Annotated in this window: 15 protein-coding genes; 13 read left to right on the top strand and 2 right to left on the bottom strand. The window is 63.6% G+C overall.

The features are described from left to right. Positions 1-10 precede the first annotated feature (10 nt). The 10 genes from ACW17V_RS10550 to ACW17V_RS10505 all read left to right on the top strand — a co-directional run bounded on the left by ACW17V_RS10550 (position 11) and on the right by ACW17V_RS10505 (position 10,576). Positions 11-1,495, top strand: a complete 1,485-nt coding sequence (locus tag ACW17V_RS10550; RefSeq protein WP_492105098.1) for an NADH-quinone oxidoreductase subunit M — start codon at positions 11-13, stop codon at positions 1,493-1,495. A 7-nt stretch (positions 1,496-1,502) separates the two neighbouring features. Then, positions 1,503-2,942, top strand: coding sequence for an NADH-quinone oxidoreductase subunit NuoN (nuoN, locus tag ACW17V_RS10545; RefSeq protein ID WP_492105097.1), 1,440 nt, complete (start codon positions 1,503-1,505; stop codon positions 2,940-2,942). A gap of 1 nt (position 2,943) precedes the next feature. Further along, on the top strand, positions 2,944-3,705 hold the full coding sequence (locus ACW17V_RS10540) for a biotin--[acetyl-CoA-carboxylase] ligase (protein ID WP_492105096.1): 762 nt from the start codon (positions 2,944-2,946) through the stop codon (positions 3,703-3,705). Then, on the top strand, positions 3,702-4,487 hold the full coding sequence (locus ACW17V_RS10535; RefSeq protein WP_492108783.1) for a type III pantothenate kinase: 786 nt from the start codon (positions 3,702-3,704) through the stop codon (positions 4,485-4,487). The genes ACW17V_RS10540 and ACW17V_RS10535 overlap by 4 nt, the downstream gene beginning before the upstream one ends. Beyond that, positions 4,487-6,166, top strand: a complete 1,680-nt coding sequence (locus tag ACW17V_RS10530) for a ribonuclease J (protein WP_492105095.1) — start codon at positions 4,487-4,489, stop codon at positions 6,164-6,166. Before ACW17V_RS10535 ends, ACW17V_RS10530 begins: the two co-directional genes overlap by 1 nt. Before the next feature lie 111 nt (positions 6,167-6,277). Further along, the gene (gene mce / locus ACW17V_RS10525; protein ID WP_492105094.1) at positions 6,278-6,697 is read left to right on the top strand and encodes a methylmalonyl-CoA epimerase; all 420 of its coding nucleotides are present in this window, start codon (positions 6,278-6,280) and stop codon (positions 6,695-6,697) included. After that, positions 6,697-6,957, top strand: coding sequence for a DUF1467 family protein (locus ACW17V_RS10520; RefSeq protein WP_492105093.1), 261 nt, complete (start codon positions 6,697-6,699; stop codon positions 6,955-6,957). Before mce ends, ACW17V_RS10520 begins: the two co-directional genes overlap by 1 nt. 331 nt (positions 6,958-7,288) lie before the next feature. After that, a complete protein-coding gene (proS, locus tag ACW17V_RS10515; RefSeq protein WP_492105092.1) occupies positions 7,289-8,617 on the top strand; it encodes a proline--tRNA ligase in 1,329 nt (442 codons plus the stop codon). Next, a complete protein-coding gene (locus ACW17V_RS10510) occupies positions 8,617-9,897 on the top strand; it encodes a lipoprotein-releasing ABC transporter permease subunit (RefSeq protein WP_492105091.1) in 1,281 nt (426 codons plus the stop codon). The genes proS and ACW17V_RS10510 overlap by 1 nt, the downstream gene beginning before the upstream one ends. Next, positions 9,890-10,576, top strand: coding sequence for an ABC transporter ATP-binding protein (locus ACW17V_RS10505; RefSeq protein ID WP_492105090.1), 687 nt, complete (start codon positions 9,890-9,892; stop codon positions 10,574-10,576). The genes ACW17V_RS10510 and ACW17V_RS10505 overlap by 8 nt, the downstream gene beginning before the upstream one ends. A 1-nt stretch (position 10,577) precedes the next feature. Here the strand turns inward: ACW17V_RS10505 and ACW17V_RS10500 are convergent, their stop codons facing one another. Both ACW17V_RS10500 and ACW17V_RS10495 read right to left on the bottom strand, forming a co-directional pair. Then, a complete protein-coding gene (locus ACW17V_RS10500) occupies positions 10,578-11,795 on the bottom strand; it encodes a hypothetical protein (RefSeq protein WP_492105089.1) in 1,218 nt (405 codons plus the stop codon). A gap of 62 nt (positions 11,796-11,857) precedes the next feature. Then, the gene (locus tag ACW17V_RS10495; RefSeq protein WP_492105088.1) at positions 11,858-12,814 is read right to left on the bottom strand and encodes a nucleoside hydrolase; all 957 of its coding nucleotides are present in this window, start codon (positions 12,812-12,814) and stop codon (positions 11,858-11,860) included. Between ACW17V_RS10495 and sidA the strand changes: the two genes are divergently transcribed. The 3 genes from sidA to ACW17V_RS10480 are packed head-to-tail and all read left to right on the top strand — an operon-like array spanning position 12,801 to position 16,903. Next, positions 12,801-13,058 carry a cell division inhibitor SidA gene (gene sidA / locus ACW17V_RS10490; protein WP_492105087.1) on the top strand — a complete coding sequence of 86 codons (258 nt, stop codon included), beginning with the start codon at positions 12,801-12,803 and terminating at the stop codon, positions 13,056-13,058. The genes ACW17V_RS10495 and sidA overlap by 14 nt on opposite strands. Positions 13,059-13,082: 24 nt before the next feature. Further along, positions 13,083-16,514, top strand: a complete 3,432-nt coding sequence (gene dnaE, locus ACW17V_RS10485) for a DNA polymerase III subunit alpha (RefSeq protein ID WP_492105086.1) — start codon at positions 13,083-13,085, stop codon at positions 16,512-16,514. 38 nt (positions 16,515-16,552) lie between these two features. Continuing rightward, positions 16,553-16,903, top strand: coding sequence for a GFA family protein (locus ACW17V_RS10480; RefSeq protein WP_492105085.1), 351 nt, complete (start codon positions 16,553-16,555; stop codon positions 16,901-16,903). The last annotated feature ends 231 nt before the right edge of the window (positions 16,904-17,134 follow it).

Below are 17,134 nucleotides of genomic sequence, written 5' to 3'. Positions count from 1 at the left end.
GGACGGATCGATGACCGGCCTTCTCAGCCTCACCACCTTCGCCCCGCTCGCCGGCGTGGCCGTCCTTCTGGCGGTTCGCGCGCTCAAGGGCGACAACGCGACCACCGACACCCTGGCCAAGTGGATCGCTCTGGCGACCACCCTGGTGACCTTCGCGCTGTCGATCCTTATGGTCGCGCAGTTCGACGCCAAGAACCCCGGCTTCCAGTTCGTGGAAGACGTGGCCTGGTTCGCGGGCCTGCACTACCGCATGGGTGTCGACGGGATTTCGATCCTGTTCGTCCTGCTGACGGCTTTCCTGCTGCCGATCTGTATCCTGGCCAGCTGGCGCTCCATCGAGAAGCGGCTCGTCGAGTACCTGATCTGCTTCCTGGTGCTGGAGACCCTGGTCATCGGCGTGTTCTGCGCGTTGGACCTGATCCTCTTCTACCTGTTCTTCGAAGGCGGCCTGGTGCCCATGTTTCTGATCATCGGGATCTGGGGCGGCAAGCGTCGCATCTACGCGGCCTACAAGTTTTTCCTCTACACGCTGCTCGGCTCGGTGCTGATGCTGGCCGCGATCCTGGCGATGATCACCATCTCGGGCACGTCTTCGATCCCCGAGCTGATGACCTTCAAGTTCGCGCCGTGGCTGCAGACCTGGCTGTGGCTGGCCTTCTTCGCCAGCTTCGCGGTCAAGATGCCGATGTGGCCAGTCCACACCTGGCTGCCCGACGCCCACGTCGAGGCGCCGACGGCTGGCTCGGTCATCCTGGCGGGGATCCTGCTGAAGATGGGCGGCTATGGCTTCATGCGCTTCAGCCTGCCGATGTTCCCCAACGCCTCGGAGATGTTCCAGCCGCTGGTCTTCACGATGTCGGCCATAGCCATCGTCTACACCTCGCTGGTCGCCTTCCGTCAGACAGACATCAAGAAGCTGATCGCCTATTCGTCTGTCGCCCACATGGGTTTCGTGACCATGGGCATCTTCTCGGGCAATGCAGCGGGCGAGCAGGGCGCGATCTTCCAGATGCTGAGCCACGGGGTGATCTCCGGCGCGCTCTTCCTCTGCGTCGGCGTCGTCTATGACCGCATGCACACTCGCGAGATCGCCTTCTATGGCGGCCTGACCAACCGCATGCCCTGGTACGCTGCCACGTTCATGCTGTTCACCATGGGCAATGTCGGCCTGCCGGGCACGTCGGGCTTTGTCGGCGAAATCCTGACCATGACCGGCGTCTACAAGGCCTCGACCTGGACGGCCCTGGTTGCGGCCAGCGGCGTGATCCTCTCGGCCATGTACGCCCTGACGCTGTATCGCCGGGTCATGTATGGCGAGATCGTCAATCCAGAACTCAAGACGATCACCGATCTCGACAAGCGAGAGATCCTGATCTTCGCCCCGCTGATCATCTCGACCCTGGTGCTCGGCATCTATCCGAATTTCGTATTTGACCTGACCGCGTCGTCCGTCGACGCGCTGGTCGGCGCCTGGCGCGCCGCCTTGGCCGGGTGAGGGACTGATGACGCTTTCAGCCAATCTTTCGCTGATCCTGCCCGAGGTCATCCTCGCGGTTTCGGCCCTTGTCCTGCTCGCCTGGGGCGCTTTCCAGGGCAAGACGAGCCCTGCCTTCACCCTGGCCTCCGTCGTGGCTCTGCTCGCTGCGGCTCTCGCCGCCGTTGTGGGTCCGCACGGCCACGCCTTCAATGGCGTCTATTCGGCGGACGCCGCGGCGACCTACGCGAAGGTTGCGATCTTCATCTCCAGCGCCATTGGCATCGTTCTGGGCGATCGCTGGCTGGCCCAGCGGGGTGATCAGAAGTTTGAATATGCCGTGCTGATCATCCTGGCGGCGTTGGGCATGGGCGTCACCGCCTCTGCCGGCGATCTGATCAGCCTCTATATCGGTGTCGAACTGCAGTCCCTGGCGCTATACGTCCTGGCGGCCTTCCGCCGCGACGACGCCAAGGCTTCGGAAGCGGGTCTGAAGTATTTCGTTCTGGGCGCCCTGTCGTCCGGTCTGCTGCTTTATGGTTCGTCGCTGATCTATGGCTTTGCCGGTTCGACCCGCTTTGCTGACATCGCCGCGGCGGCTGATAGCGCTCACGGCGTGGGCCTGTTGTTTGGCCTGGTGTTCCTGATCTGCGGTTTGGCGTTCAAGGTCTCGGCCGCGCCGTTCCACATGTGGACGCCCGACGTTTATGAAGGCGCTCCCACCCCGGTCGTTGGCTTCTTCGCAGCGGCCCCGAAGCTGGCCGCGATGATGATGTTCGCCCGCGTGCTGGGCGACGCCTTCCCGGACTCGGTCGCTCAGTGGCGTCAGGTTCTGGTGATCGCCGCGCTGATCTCGGTCTTCGTCGGCGCTTTCGCCGGCCTGGCCCAAACCAATCTCAAGCGCCTGTGGGCCTATAGCTCGATCGCCAATGTCGGCTATGCCCTGCTGGGCGTCGCCACCGGCGGTGAGACCGGCCTGCACGCCATGTTGGTCTTCATGATCCTGTACATGGTCGACGTCACGGGCTTCTTCGCCTGCCTCCAGGCCCTGAGCCGCGACGGCAAGCCGATGGAAACCATCGAGGACATGGCGGGCCTGATCAAGGAACGCCCGGGCATCGCCCTGGCCATGACCGCGTTCTCGCTGTCGGCCCTGGGCCTGCCGCCGTTCTCTGGCTTCTGGTCGAAGTTCTATGTCTTCAAGGCCGCGCTCGGCACGGGCGATGTGATGATGCAGTGGGCTGCCGTCCTGGGTCTGATCGGCAGCGTCGTTGGAGCCTTCTACTATCTGCGCCTGATCAAGAGCATGTGGTTCGACGCCTCCAAGGGCGTCGTGGATGCGCCGGCTCCCGCGGCTCGTGCGGTGGGTTTCGCCGCTGCCCTGTTCGCTTTCCCGGTGGTGCTGGTCGCGCTGATCTGGCTCGACCCTGCCGCCAAGGCCGCCGCTGCGGCCTTTGGCCACGCGTGACGTGACGGGCGTTCCCTCAGCTTCAGAAGGGCCGCCCGTCGTCGTTCTCGACGAGATCGACTCCACCAATGCCGAGGCCCGTCGCCGTGCGGAAGCGGGCGAAACGGGGCCTCTATGGCTTCTCGGCCTGCGCCAGACCGCGGGGCGCGGTCGCCGAGGGCGGGCCTGGGAAACCGGGGAGGGCAACCTCGCCGCCACCCTGCTGTTTTCCACCGACAAGCCGCCTGCCGAGGCCGCTCAGGTCTCGTTCGTGGCGGCCCTGGCAGTCGCCGACCTTCTAGCTGCCTATGTTCCGGCCCCTTTGATCAGTCTGAAATGGCCAAATGACCCGCTATTGGGCGGATTGAAGGTCAGCGGCATTCTGGTCGAGTCCGGAAGTCGTCTGGGCGGCGGGCTGTGGATCGCGGTTGGCGTCGGCGTCAACCTGGCGCGCAAGCCGATCGACAGCGAAAGACCCGCCACGGCCCTGACCACCCATCGCGCCGCGCCGCCGCCGTCACCCGTCGAGGCCATCGAAGTCCTGGCCGAGGCGTTCGAGCGTTGGTCGCGTGTCTGGCATACGCTGGGCTTCCCCGCCATCGCCGACGCTTGGACGGCGCGGGCCCATGGGCTGGGCGAGCCTTGCGTGGCGCGCCTTGGAACCGAAACCGTCGAGGGCGTCGCCGAAGGGCTCGATGGCGACGGCGCTCTCAGGCTTCGGTTGCCTGACGGCCGGTTGCGGCGCATCACGGCCGGCGATGTCTTCTTCGGCGAGGCCAACTGATGCTGCTGGCGATAGAGCAGGGCAACACCAACACGATGTTCGCCATCCATGATGGCCAGAGCTGGATCGCCCAATGGCGCTCGGCCACCGAGAGCACGCGGACGGCGGACGAATATGTCGTGTGGCTTTCGCAACTGCTGTCGATGCAGGGGCTGGGTTTCCGGGCCATCGACGCCTGCATCATTTCCAGCGTCGTGCCACAGTCGATCTTCAACCTGCGCAACCTCTCGCGCCGCTATTTCAATGTCGATCCCCTGGTGATCGGCGAGAACGCCAAGCTCGGCGTCGATGTTCGGATCGACAAGCCGTCAGAGGCCGGCGCCGACCGTCTGGTCAACGCCGTTGGCGCGCACATGGTCTATCCCGGTCCGCTGATCGTCATCGACAGCGGCACCGCCACCACCTTCGACATCGTCGCCGCCGACGGCGCCTTCGAGGGCGGCATTATCGCGCCGGGCATCAATCTTTCCATGCAGGCTCTGCACGAGGCGGCTGCTAAGCTGCCCCGCATCGCCATTCAACGCCCCGCCCGCAACCGCGTGGTTGGAACCGACACCGTCAGCGCCATGCAGTCGGGCGTGTTCTGGGGCTACATCTCTTTGATCGAAGGGCTGGTCGCGCGCATCAAGGTCGAGCGCGCAGAGCCTATGACCGTAGTCGCCACCGGCGGGGTCGCCTCGCTGTTCGAAGGCGCTACGGACTGCATCGATCACTTCGATTCGGATCTGACGATCCGCGGACTCCTCGAAATTCACCGTCGCAACACCACCCTAGAGACCTGATGAAAAAATCCTCCCAAGACGAACTCGTCTTCCTGCCGCTCGGTGGGTCGAACGAGATCGGCATGAACTTCAACCTGTATGGCTTTGGCCCGGCGCACGATCGCAAATGGATCGTGGTCGACCTGGGCGTGACCTTTGGCGATCAGACGACACCCGGCGTCGAGATCATCCTGCCAGACCCCGAATACATCGAGGCCTACGCCAAGGACATTCTCGGCATTGTCCTGACCCACGCCCATGAGGATCACTTGGGTGCGGTGCACTGGCTCTGGCCGCGGCTGAAGGCGCCCGTGTATGCGACGCCCTTCACCGCCTTCCTGCTGCGCGAAAAGCTGCGTGACGCCAGGCTCCTCGACGAGGTGCCGATCACCGAGGTGCCTCTGGGCGGCAAGTTCTCGATCGGCCCGTTCGATCTGGAAATGATCACCCTGACCCACTCGATCCCCGAGCCGAACGGCCTGGCGATCAAGACGCCTCTGGGCACAATCCTGCATACGGGCGACTGGAAGATCGATCCCGAACCGCAGCTGGGCGAAGCCACAGACATCGACGCCATCCGCAAGCTTGGCGACGAAGGCATCCTCGCCATGGTCTGCGACAGCACAAATGTGTTCGTCGATGGTGTCGCCGGCTCGGAAGCCGACGTGCGCGTGGCGATGAACAAGCTGATCGCCGGCCTGACGGGCAAGATCGCCGTGGCGTGCTTCGCCTCGAACGTGGCCCGTATGGACACCGTGATCCGCGCCGCCCAGGCGGCGGGCCGCAAGGTCTGTCTGGCGGGACGTTCGATGCACCGCATGAGCGCCGCGGCGCGGTCGGTCGGGCTGCTGGTGGGCATCGAGCCCTTCATCACCGACGACCAGGCCAAGTACCTGCCCGAGAATGAGGTCCTGTTCCTCTGCACCGGCAGCCAGGGCGAGGCGAGGGCGGCTCTGTCCCGCATCGCCGAGGGAACGCATCCGCACGTGAAGCTGTCGCAGGGCGATCATGTGGTCTTCAGTTCGCGCGTCATCCCGGGCAACGAGATCCCGATCCGCAATCTGCAGAACAAGCTGGCTGACCGTGGCGTGCGCTTGCACACGGAACGCGACACCCCCGGCATCCACGTCAGCGGCCACCCTTGCCGTGACGAACTGAAGCAGATGTACCAGTGGGCTCGCCCCGAGATCGCGGTGCCGACACATGGCGAACGTCGTCACCTGATCGAGCATGCGGCGTTCGCCCGTGATCTTCAGGTTCCGCAGCAGGTGACGCCGCGCAATGGCGATATGGTTCGCCTGGCTCCCGGCCGCGCCGAGATCATCGACGAGGTTCCGGCCGGTCGGCTCTATGTCGATGGCGGCGTGGTCACGGCCGAGAACGGTCAGGCCCTGCGCGAGCGTCGTCATGTCGCGTTCAACGGCATGCTGGCGGTGTCGATCGTTCTGGACGGCAAGAACCGTATCGTCTCAGGCCCGCAGGTGCGTGGCCTGGGTTTGGCGGGGGACAACGAGTATCCGCTGGGCGAAGCCATGGACGACCTCGCCGAGGAAGCCGAGACCGCGTTCAAGCGCCTGGGCGGCAATGACAAGGACATGGACGAAGCGATCGAGAACGCCATCTCGCGCGCGGTGAAGAAGGCGGCGTTCCGTATCTGGGAGCGCAAGCCCGTCGTTGAGACAACCGTCCTGCGGGTCTGACCTAACGTAAGCTGTTGCCCGCCGTGAAAACGACACGGCGGGCGGCTCTTTTCGCGCTGCAGCACAGGTGTTAGGCCTTCGCGCAAACAACAAAAGCGCGGGAGTAGGATCATGATCGGCAAACTCAACCATGTTGGCGTAGCGACGCCGTCGATCGACGAGTCGCTGAAGATGTATCGTGACCTGCTGGGCGCGACCTCGTTCACCGAGAAATGGGCGATGCCGGAACAGGGCGTCTGGGTCTGTTTCGTCAACCTGCCCAACAGCCAGATCGAATTGATCGAGCCCTATGGCGAGAAATCGCCGATCCATGGCTTTCTGGCCAAGAATCCCAAGGGCGGTCAGCACCACATCTGCTTCGAGGTCGAGAATATCTACAAAGCCCGTGACGCGCTTGTCGCCAAAGGCGCTACGGTGCTGGGCGAGCCGCGTATCGGCGCGCACGGCACCCTGATCATCTTCGTTCACCCCAAGGACATGGGCGGCCTGTTGGTCGAACTCATGGAGACGCCCAAGGAGGCGCACCACTGATGGGCCCGATTACCGGCATCGCGATCTTCCTGACCATATGGTGGACGGTTCTGTTCGTCGTGCTTCCGCTTGGGTCGCGCAGCTATCACGAGATGGGGATCAAGCCGCCGGGAGGCGGCGATCCTGGCGCGCCGGTGAACCCGAATCTGAAGCGCAAGTTCTTCACCACGACCTGGGTGTCGGTGGCGGTGTTCGCCGTGCTGTGGCTGATCATCCGCTTTCACCTGATCAGCCTGCCGCCGCTGCCGGCCACCTACTAGCCGTCAGGGCGCCCAAGGCTTGGGCGTCATGCGATCTCTATCCCTGCAATCGCACAAGGCTTGGGCTAAACGCCCTAATGCGCGCTCTCCGCCGCAAGCGCTTGCCCCAACATCTGTTCGGCGGGCTAAGGTGACCTCACGAGATCAGCTGTTCCTGATCTCACTCTGTGGCGTCTTCCCCGACGATGAACTTGCAAGGCCGCGCGAGGATCGCGCGGCCTTCTTTTCGTTCGGAATAGGTCGCGTGGTCATCTTTTCGCCGCGCGCGTTGCCAAGCTGAGGGCCAAGAGGCTATCTCAGGCCCTCGCATTTCCTCGGAGACGTCTTTCTGATGCGCCTGTCGCGCTATTTCCTGCCCGTGCTGAAAGAAGCTCCCTCCGACGCCCAGATCGTGTCGCACCAATTGATGCTGCGCGCGGGCATGATCCGCCAGGAAGCGGCGGGCATCTATGCTTGGCTGCCGCTGGGCCTGCGGGTGCTGAATCGCATCGAACAGATCGTCCGCGAGGAAATGGATCGCGCCGGCGCCATCGAGCTGTTGATGCCGACCCTGCAGTTGGCCGATCTCTGGCGCGAGTCGGGTCGTTACGACGCCTATGGCCCGGAGATGCTGCGCATCGTCGATCGCCATGAGCGCGAGCTGCTGTACGGTCCGACCAACGAGGAAATGATCACCGAGATCTTTCGCGGATCGGTGAAGAGCTACAAGGACCTGCCCAAGAACCTCTATCACGTGCAATGGAAGTTCCGTGATGAGACCCGTCCGCGCTTTGGCGTGATGCGCGGCCGCGAGTTCCTGATGAAGGACGCCTACAGCTTCGACCTCGATATCGAGGGCGCGCGCAAGTCCTACAACCGCATGTTCGTAGCCTATCTGAACCTGTTCGACCGCATGGGCCTGAAGGCCGTGCCGATGCGCGCCGACACTGGTCCGATCGGTGGCGATCTCAGCCATGAGTTCATTGTCCTGGCCGACACCGGCGAAAGCGCCGTGTTCTGCCACAAGGATCTGGTCGAGATGGGCGCGCCCGGTCCCGATGTTGACTGGTATGGCGACCTGCAGCCGTTGGTCGACAAACGCACCGCGCTCTACGCGGCGACCGAGGAAATGCACGACGAAGCCGCCTTCGCCCAGGTTCCCGAGGGCGACCGCGTGTCGGCGCGCGGCATCGAGGTCGGGCACATCTTCTCGTTCGGGACCAAGTATTCCGAGCCGATGCGCGCCCTGGTCACGGGTTCGGATGGCAAGGACGTCCCGGTGCAGATGGGCTCCTACGGGGTCGGCGTTTCGCGTCTGCTGGGCGCGATCATCGAGGCCAGCCACGACGCCGCCGGCATCATCTGGCCCGAGTCCGTCGCGCCTTTCGATGTGGGCATCATCAACATGCGCCAGGGCGACGCGGCTTGCGACGCGGCCTGCGACACCGCCTACAAGGCGCTGACCGCCGCCGGCAAGACTGTGCTCTATGACGACACCGACGCCCGTGGCGGCGCCAAGTTCGCGACCATGGATCTGATCGGTCTGCCCTGGCAGATGATCATCGGCCCCAAAGGGATCGCCGAAGGCGTGGTTGAGATCAAGAACCGCGCGTCAGGTGAACGCTCCACTGCGTCGCTGGAGTCTGTCCTGGCAGGTCTCACTCAAAGCAAGGCTGGCTAATGAGCGATCTCAGGGCGGCCGGACCGTTCAGCCGCTGGGAGCGGTCCGTCGCGCGGCGGTACCTGTTCGCCAAGCGCAAGAATGGCGGCGTCGCCCTGATTTCGGTCATCTCGTTCAGCGCTGTGATGCTGGCGGTGTTCGCCCTGATCACCGTCATGAGCGTCATGAACGGTTTTCGGGCCGAACTGCTGGGCCGGATCTTGGGCTTCAATGGTCACCTCTACGCCCAGTCGCCGTTGATCAATGGTCCCGACCGAGATGGGGTCATCAGCCGCATCCGCGCCGTCCCTGGTGTGATCCAGGCTGTGCCTATGGTTGAAGCCCAGGCCATGGTCATTGGCCCCAGCCAGGTGACGGGCGCTATCGTGCGCGGCGTGACGCCGAGCGATCTGCGCGGCCTGAAGATCATCGCCGACAACATCAAGAAGGGCTCGATGACCGGCTTTGGTCAGGGCGAATTCGGCGGCGATATCGTGCTGATCGGCGACCGCATGGCGATCAACCTCGGGGTCTCCCCCGGCGACGCCATCACCCTGATCTCACCCTCCGGCCCGGCCACAGCGTTCGGCGCCTCGACCCGCGAAAAGGACTACATCGTCGGAGGTATCTTCAGCGTCGGCATGAGCCAGTTTGACGAGGCCTATGTCTACATGCCGCTCGAGCAGTCACAGCTGTTCTTCGGGCGTGACACCTCGGTCGACTATGTCGAGATCAAGGTTGATGACCCCGATGACGCCAAGGCGCTGAAGCCCGCGGTCGAGGCAGCCAGTGGTCCGGGCGCGCTAGTCGCTGACTGGATGGACAAGAACCACAGCTATTTTACGGCGCTGCAGGTCGAGCGGAAGGTTATGCGGTTGATCCTCTTCTGCATCGTCGCCATCGCCACGCTGAACATCATTTCCAGCCTGGTGATGCTGGTGAAGAACAAGGGCAAGGACATCGCCATTCTTCGCACCATGGGGGCGGGGCAGGGATCGATCCTGCGCATCTTCGTCATGGCCGGCGCTTCGATCGGCGTGGCGGGCACCCTGACAGGCTTGCTGCTGGGCGTTCTGTTCTGCGCCTACATCACGCCGATCCAGAACTTCGTGGAGTGGGTCACCGGCACGGCCGTATTCAGCGCCGACGTCTACATGCTCTCGCACATCCCCGCGAAGATCGATTGGTCGGAGGTGGGCGGAATCGTTGGCCTCTCGGCCCTTATGAGCATCGCGGCAACCCTGCCGCCGGCTTGGCGCGCCTCACGTATCGATCCGGTTGAGGCGCTGCGCTATGAGTGATCCCGTCCTGTCGCTGCGCGGCGTTGAACGCGTCTACAAGACCGAAGCCGGCGATCTTCCCGTCCTGCGCGGCGTCGACATCGACGTTTACCCAGGCGAGGTGGTTGGTCTGATCGGACCCTCGGGATCGGGCAAATCGTCGCTGCTGCATTCGGCCGGTTTGCTGGAACGTCCCGACGCGGGCCTGGTGGCTCTGGGCGGTCGCGACTGCTCGAAGCTTTCCGAACGGATACGCACGCGGATCCGTCTGGGGACGGTGGGTTTCGTCTACCAGTTTCACCACCTGCTGCCCGAGTTCAGCGCGCTTGAGAACGTGGCCATGCCTGGCCTGATCGCTGGACGCAGCCGCAGCGAAGCCGAGGCTAGAGCGCTTGAGCTACTGACGGAGCTAGGCCTGAGCGCCCGGGTGAACCATCAGCCGGCCCAGATGTCGGGCGGTGAGCAACAGCGTGTGGCGATCGCCCGCGCCTTGGCCAACAAGCCACAACTTCTGCTGGCCGACGAGCCGACGGGCAATCTCGATCCGGCGACCTCGGCGGCGGTGTTTCAGTCGCTATACAGCCTGGCCCGTGGCCAGGGTGTGGCCGCGCTGATCGCGACGCACAACATGGATCTGGCGCGCTATATGGATCGGGTGTTCGCGCTCAGGGACGGGCATCTCGAGCCGCAGACCTTCTAGGTCAGAACTGGCGGCGCCAGGCTGTCTGAAGGACCGTTTGACGCTGATGTGCCGACAGGCCAAACCGGGTTCTATCCGGTCGGCGGCTGTCGATGGCCAGGACTTCAAATACGAGTTGGGTGCTGGGCTTCACATCCCAGCGATAGGCGGCCAAAGCCGACCAGCCGCGCTCGGCGTTGTTGTCGACCGCCTTGTTTGTCCGATCGCTGACCGAGAACTGGTCCAGACGCACGGTCAGGCCGCCCGAGCCCAAAGCCCGGGTCAATGAGACGTAGCCAGCTTCGAACCCGGCGTCGACCCAAACGCCATTGCCATTGGAGTAACCCATCAGGGTTTCGCCGCGCATGATCTGAGCCCTGGCCTCAAAATCAGCCATGTTCAGACGCGCCCCCAGATTCCAGAACCGCGTCTCCCAAGACCATTCCCAGTCTTCGACGCTGACCCGGTCCCCCTTGTTGTCATAGCCAAAAAGATCGACCGCCAGTCTGGGATCTGGTCGCCATTCCACGCGACCATAGAAGCCAACCTGACCGTCGATCTCGCGCAGCGGGGTGGTGTGGGCAGCCTGGCGACGGGTCATGAACGATGTCAGCGGCGGTAGTGGAAAACGTCCCGTCGCGGGCGATTTCAGGTCGTGCAGCGCCCATCCCCGGAAGGTCAGTAAGGTTCCCGCGGTGTCACCGTGGGTGAAGCCTCCGGCGGTTACCGAGACGCGCTGACCGAAAGCCCTGCCGCGCGCCGTAGCTTCCAGGCCCATGACCTTGGTTTCCTCGGCGACCCAGCTGTTGATGGCTGATGGCGTGATGGTGTCGGGAACGGTCCAGTCCAGCCCATCGTGCTCCAGCGAAATCAGGGGGTAGAAAACACCGGCTCGTCCAGACAGACGCAGGGCGGCGTTGGGCGAGCTGCGGTAGGCGAGGTAGGCCTCGCCCAAATCGACCGCGTGGTCCTGTCCGTCCTGACCTTCGGCCACTACCACGGCAGTCAAATTGTCGGAAAACCTGGGGTTCCAGACTAAAGCGGCCTCGCCGATCCGAATGCCGCGCCGCCCCTGGCCGAAACGAGCTTTGCCCAGGCCATTGTCGATCCAGGATGTCTCACCGTCCGCCGTGGACAGACGCAGATCCAACACGCCGGAAAAGACGCTCGGCGAAACGAGATCGACATCAGCGTGGGCCGAACCGCCCGCGATTCCGGCGGCGACCAGGATCCCCAACATTGAAGACCGAGCGCGATTCATGAATGCAGCTTGCGCTCGGGGTCTTAGATACACGTTAAGCGCTAAAGCAGCGCTTGGCGCATGGCGGCGAAGAAACCTCGCCGGTCGATCTTCTTGATCACGCGGGCATTCGGCGGTCTGCGCTTAAGCGCGGGATCGGCGATCTCGATATCCGGCAGGATGGTGTGCGAGACACTGAGATAGCCTCGCGTGAGTTCGCCCAAAATCTCAACATCGACTACGGCCTGCTCGGCGCCCAGGATCAGGCGCTCATCCAGCGCGACCGCGCAGGTCAGGGCGTCTGGGTGGAGGCTGCCGCTTAGACCTTCGGTTTCCTGAGCGAAGGCCAGGGAGGCGCGATTGACGTCGGTGAAGAACCGGGCGCGGGGCGTGCCCATGGCCTCCAGCTCGGCGAGTTGGGAAACATCCAGCAGTCCGTCACGCAGCGTCTCGGTCCATGTCACGATGGACAGGTTGAAGCCGGCGTTGATCACGATCTTGGCGGCTTCAGGATCGGCGTAGAAATTGTACTCGGCGGCGGGCGTTACATTGCCCACGCCGTTGTCGGTGCCGCCCATGACCCAGAGGTGTTTCACGGCCTGGGCGATGCGCGGCTCGCGCAGATAGGCCAGCGCGATGTTGGTCAGGGGCGCCTGGGCAATGATCGTGATCTCGCCGGGAGCCGCCATCACCCTGCGCACGATCTCATCGACTGCGTGGCCCGGGGCCGGGCGCTGGGCGGCGAGCGGAAAGTTCATATCGCTCATGCCGTCCGCGCCGAACACGTAGGCCGCATCGAGAGGCGCGCGGGAAAATGGAGACTGGCCGCCCAGATAAACCGGCACGCCCTGCTTCTCGCAGACCGCCAACGTGATCAGTGCGTTCTCAGCATGCTGGACAAAGCCGACATTGCCGTGAGCGATCGTGATCGCTTCAACGGTGACACCCGGGCGGGTGAGGGCGAGCATCAGGGAGAAGACGTCGTCCCCGGCGGTGTCTGTGTCGATGATCAGGCGCATGCGGCGATCTGAACTGATCCGGCGTCGATGGCAAAGGTCGCTCGGGCTTTCGAATGACCCGCCCAAAGAAAGTGCGGTGGATGGTCGCGGAACATCTTGTGAACAGAACAAAAGAGGAATATGGAACAAACAGGCAACAATTGTGGAGGTTCCTGTGATCCGTATCGCGCGTGAGTCTTTGGCGCTTGTATCCGTCGCCAGCTTCGTCTGGATGATGTGCTCGGTCGCCCAGTTGGTGGCCTGAGTCGATTGATCGGAGATATGGGCGATGGCGGAGAGCGAAGGGCAGGGTTTCGTCCACCTTCGGGTTCGCTCGGCCTACTCGCTGCTGGAAGGCGCTATCAAGGCTGACGTTATCGGCAAACTGGCCGAGGCGGCAGGGATGCCTGCGGCCGGTCTGACAGATCGGGCCAACCTGTTTGGCGCTCTCGAATATTCCTCCTATGCCAAGGATTCGGGGATTCAGCCGATCATAGGCTGCGCGCTGCCCGTGTCAGGCATTGGCGCTGGTCCAACCGAGCGCTGGGCGCGAGCGCCGACGATCACGCTCCTGGCCCAGAATGAGCGGGGCTATCTCAATCTTTCCGAGCTTTCGTCGATCGCCTACCTCGAAAGCGGTGATCTTGCCGAGCCGATCGTGCCCTGGTCCAAGGTGGTCGAGCACGCTGAGGGATTGATCCTGCTGTCGGGCGGCACCGACGGTCCTGTTGACGCTCTCTTCGCCGCTGGAAAGAGCGCCGAAGCGATCCCGGCCCTGGCCGAAATGAGCCGGGTGTTTGGCGATCGCTTCTATGTGGAGCTGCAGCGCCATGGGCTGCCACGTCAGGCCGCCGCAGAGCCGGGCCTGGTCAACTGGGCCTATGAGCACGACGCGCCGCTGGTGGCCACCAACGATGTCTATTTCGCCAAGGCCGAGCTCTACGACGCGCACGACGCCCTGCTCTGCATTTCCGATGGCGCTTTCGTGGGGCAGGACGAGCGGCGACGGGTGACGCCCGAGCACTGGTTCAAGCCGGCGGCCGATATGCGCAAGCTGTTCTCGGACCTGCCCGAGGCCTGCGACAATACCCTTGATATCGCGCGCCGCTGCGCCTTCCTGGTCAAGAAGCGTGATCCGATCCTGCCCAGCTTCCCGACGGGCGCTGGACGTAGCGAGCCGGAAGAGCTGAAGCATCAGGCGCGTGAAGGCCTGCGCGCGAGGCTGGCCGAGAACGTGCTGGCGGTCGATGAACAGGTCTATTGGGATCGTCTGGATTTTGAGCTGGGCATCATCATCAAGATGGGGTTCCCCGGCTACTTCCTGATCGTGTCGGACTTCATCAAGTGGGCCAAGTCGCACGGCATTCCCGTCGGCCCTGGGCGGGGTTCCGGAGCCGGTTCGCTGGTGGCCTGGGTGCTGACCATCACCGATCTGGATCCGTTGCGCTTTGGCCTGCTGTTCGAGCGTTTCCTGAATCCTGAGCGGGTCTCTATGCCCGACTTCGACATCGACTTCTGCCAGGAGCGACGCGAAGAGGTCATTGTCTACGTTCAGGAAAAATACGGCCGCGATCGCGTGGCCCAGATCATCACCTTCGGCTCGCTTCAGGCCCGCGCCGTGCTGCGCGACGTCGGACGGGTTATGCAGCTGCCGCTCGGTCTCGTTGACCGGCTCTGCAAGATGGTGCCCAACAACCCGGCAGCGCCGGTGACCTTGGCCCAGGCCATCGAACTGGAGCCACGCCTCAAGCAGGCCAAGAAGGAAGACGGCAACGTCTCTGCCTGCCTCGACGTCGCCCTGCAGCTGGAAGGCTTGTTCCGCAACGCCTCGACCCACGCCGCCGGCGTGGTCATCGGCGACAGACCCCTGACCCAGCTGACACCCCTCTACAAGGATCCGCGTTCGGACCTGCCCGCCACCCAGTTCAACATGAAGTGGGTGGAGAGCGCGGGACTGGTCAAGTTCGACTTCCTTGGGCTGAAGACCCTGACGGTGCTGGATCGCGCCGTGAAGCATCTGAAGAAGCGCGGCGCCGATGTCGATCTGGGCAAGCTGCCCTTCGACGACGCCAAGACCTATGAACTGCTCGCTTCCGGCCAGACGGTCGGCGTGTTCCAGCTGGAAAGCCAGGGCATGCGCGACACCCTGCGCAAGATGCGCTGCGGCTCAATTGAGGAAATCACCGCCCTGATCTCGCTCTATCGGCCGGGCCCGATGGACAACATCGACACCTTCGTCGACTGCAAGTTCGGGCGCAAACCCGTCGACACGCTGCACCCTTCGCTCGAGACGGTGCTCAAGGAGACCTACGGCGTCATCGTCTATCAGGAACAGGTGATGCAGATCGCCCAGATCCTGGCGGGATACAGCCTGGGCGAAGCCGACCTTCTGCGCCGGGCCATGGGCAAAAAGAAGAAAGAGGAAATGGATCTCCAGAAGATCCGTTTCGTCGATGGCGCCAAGCAGAAGAATGTTCCTGAAGAGCAGTCAGGCTCAATCTTCGAACTGGTCGCCAAGTTCGCCGGTTATGGCTTCAACAAGAGCCACGCAGCCGCCTATGCACTGATCGCCTATCAGACGGCCTGGCTTAAGGCCAATACGCCGGTCGAGTTCCTGGCCGCGTCGATGAGCCTGGATATTTCCAACACTGACAAGCTTGCCGTCTTCCATCAGGACGCGCGCCGGTTCGACATCACGGTGCGCGCGCCCGACGTCAATCGTTCGGGCGCCGACTTCGAAGTCGAGAACGGCGAGGTGCTCTATGCCCTGGGCGCGGTCCGCAACGTGGGCCTCGAGGCCATGAAGCACCTGGTCGCTGTGCGCGAGGAGGGCGGCCCGTTCCGCGACATCTTCGATTTCGTCGAGCGCGTGGATCCCAAGCAGGTCAACAAGCGGGCGATCGAGAATCTGGCGCGAGCAGGAGCCTTCGATTCCTTCCACAAGAACCGCGCCCAGATCCTGGCATCCTCCGACGTGCTGATCGCGCACTGCCAGAGCATCGCCGCCGATCGTCAGGGCGGTCAGCATGCCCTGTTCGGCGGCGATCCGGCCGCTGGCCGTCCGCGGCTGAAGAAGACCGAGCCGTGGAACCAGGTCGATTTGCTGGACGAGGAACTGGCCGCCGTCGGCTTCTATCTGACAGGTCATCCGCTCGAGGACATGGTGGGCATGTTGCGCCGCAGGCGCACCGCCATGCTGACCGAGGTTATCCCGCAAGCCGAGGCCGGCATGGAGGCCTTCCGGATGTGCGGCGTTGTGCGACGTCGCCAGGAACGCGCTTCGCAAAGCGGTGAGCGGTTTGCCTTCGTCTCGCTGTCCGATCCGACCGGCGAATACGAAGTCCTGTTTCCACCCGAGGCGTTGCGCAAGTGCCGGGAGGTCTTGGAGCCCGGCAAGTCGGTGGCCATCAAGGTGCGCGCCAAGGCCCGGGACGGCGAGGTGCGGTTCTTTGGCGATGACGCCGAGCCCATCGAGAAAGCGATCGAAAATGTGGTTGCCGGGCTACGCGTTCACCTGTCCCCCTCGGCGACCGAGATTGAGGCGCTAAAGAAGCGTCTCGATCCCGCGGCCTCGCAGAAGGGCGGCGAGATCAGTTTCATCGCCGCCATCGGCGGCGGACGGGAAATCGAGCTGAAGCTGCCCGGGCGCTATATTCTGGACGCCTCCCTGCGCGGGGCGCTGAAAACCGCGCCCGGCGTGGCGCTTCTGGAAGATGTCTGACCAGGGGCTGAGACATCTCTGGCGAGAAAGGGCGGACCATGGCGAAGCATCAGGGTGGCTGTCAGTGCGGAAATGTCCGCTTCGAGGTTGAGGTCGGACTTGATGACCTGATCACCTGCAACTGCTCGCGTTGTGGCAAGCTGGGTTCGGTGCTGGCCTTTGCCGCCGAGAGCGACTTCACGCTGTTGCAGGGCGAGGACCATCTGACCGACTATCGCTTTAACACCAGCAAGATCTCACACCTTTTCTGCTCGGCGTGCGGCATCGAATCGTTTGGGCGAGGCGAGGGGCCTGGTGGGGTCCGGATGGCGGCGATCAACGTGCGCTGTCTGGATGATGTCGACGTCTTTGCTCTCGACCCTGTCCAGGTGAACGGCAAGGCATTCTAGATCCGTTGACCGGCGCTTTCACACCAGACGCGGGGTCGTTCAGACTTCCGCATCCGGCCTTTGCCGGGGAAGAAGGCCCGACAAGACTTGCTTTTTGATCCAATCGCGCCTATCTGCGCGCCATTCCACACGCGGACGTTCGGCTGTGACCCGGGGAGACATCCCGGCGCCGCCGTTCCGGTCCCGCTCCAGATGTCTGGGTCGGGGGTGTCCGCGGAGGTTCAACCGGAA

The organism is Caulobacter sp. FV2ye17ST (genome assembly GCF_058680955.1).
This window is presented reverse-complemented; position numbering and strand designations above follow the sequence as displayed.

What these genes read in the sequence shown, in the direction of transcription:
- ACW17V_RS10550 (WP_492105098.1), top strand. Translation starts at nt 11, where the DNA reads ATGACCGGCCTTCTCAGCCTCACCACCTTCGCCCCGCTCGCCGGCGTG.
- nuoN (WP_492105097.1), top strand. Translation starts at nt 1,503, where the DNA reads ATGACGCTTTCAGCCAATCTTTCGCTGATCCTGCCCGAGGTCATCCTC.
- ACW17V_RS10530 (WP_492105095.1), top strand. Translation starts at nt 4,487, where the DNA reads ATGAAAAAATCCTCCCAAGACGAACTCGTCTTCCTGCCGCTCGGTGGG.
- mce (WP_492105094.1), top strand. Translation starts at nt 6,278, where the DNA reads ATGATCGGCAAACTCAACCATGTTGGCGTAGCGACGCCGTCGATCGAC.
- ACW17V_RS10520 (WP_492105093.1), top strand. Translation starts at nt 6,697, where the DNA reads ATGGGCCCGATTACCGGCATCGCGATCTTCCTGACCATATGGTGGACG.
- proS (WP_492105092.1), top strand. Translation starts at nt 7,289, where the DNA reads ATGCGCCTGTCGCGCTATTTCCTGCCCGTGCTGAAAGAAGCTCCCTCC.
- ACW17V_RS10510 (WP_492105091.1), top strand. Translation starts at nt 8,617, where the DNA reads ATGAGCGATCTCAGGGCGGCCGGACCGTTCAGCCGCTGGGAGCGGTCC.
- ACW17V_RS10505 (WP_492105090.1), top strand. Translation starts at nt 9,890, where the DNA reads ATGAGTGATCCCGTCCTGTCGCTGCGCGGCGTTGAACGCGTCTACAAG.
- ACW17V_RS10500 (WP_492105089.1), bottom strand. Translation starts at nt 11,795, where the DNA reads ATGTTGGGGATCCTGGTCGCCGCCGGAATCGCGGGCGGTTCGGCCCAC.
- sidA (WP_492105087.1), top strand. Translation starts at nt 12,801, where the DNA reads ATGATCAGGCGCATGCGGCGATCTGAACTGATCCGGCGTCGATGGCAA.
- ACW17V_RS10495 (WP_492105088.1), bottom strand. Translation starts at nt 12,814, where the DNA reads ATGCGCCTGATCATCGACACAGACACCGCCGGGGACGACGTCTTCTCC.
- dnaE (WP_492105086.1), top strand. Translation starts at nt 13,083, where the DNA reads ATGGCGGAGAGCGAAGGGCAGGGTTTCGTCCACCTTCGGGTTCGCTCG.
- ACW17V_RS10480 (WP_492105085.1), top strand. Translation starts at nt 16,553, where the DNA reads ATGGCGAAGCATCAGGGTGGCTGTCAGTGCGGAAATGTCCGCTTCGAG.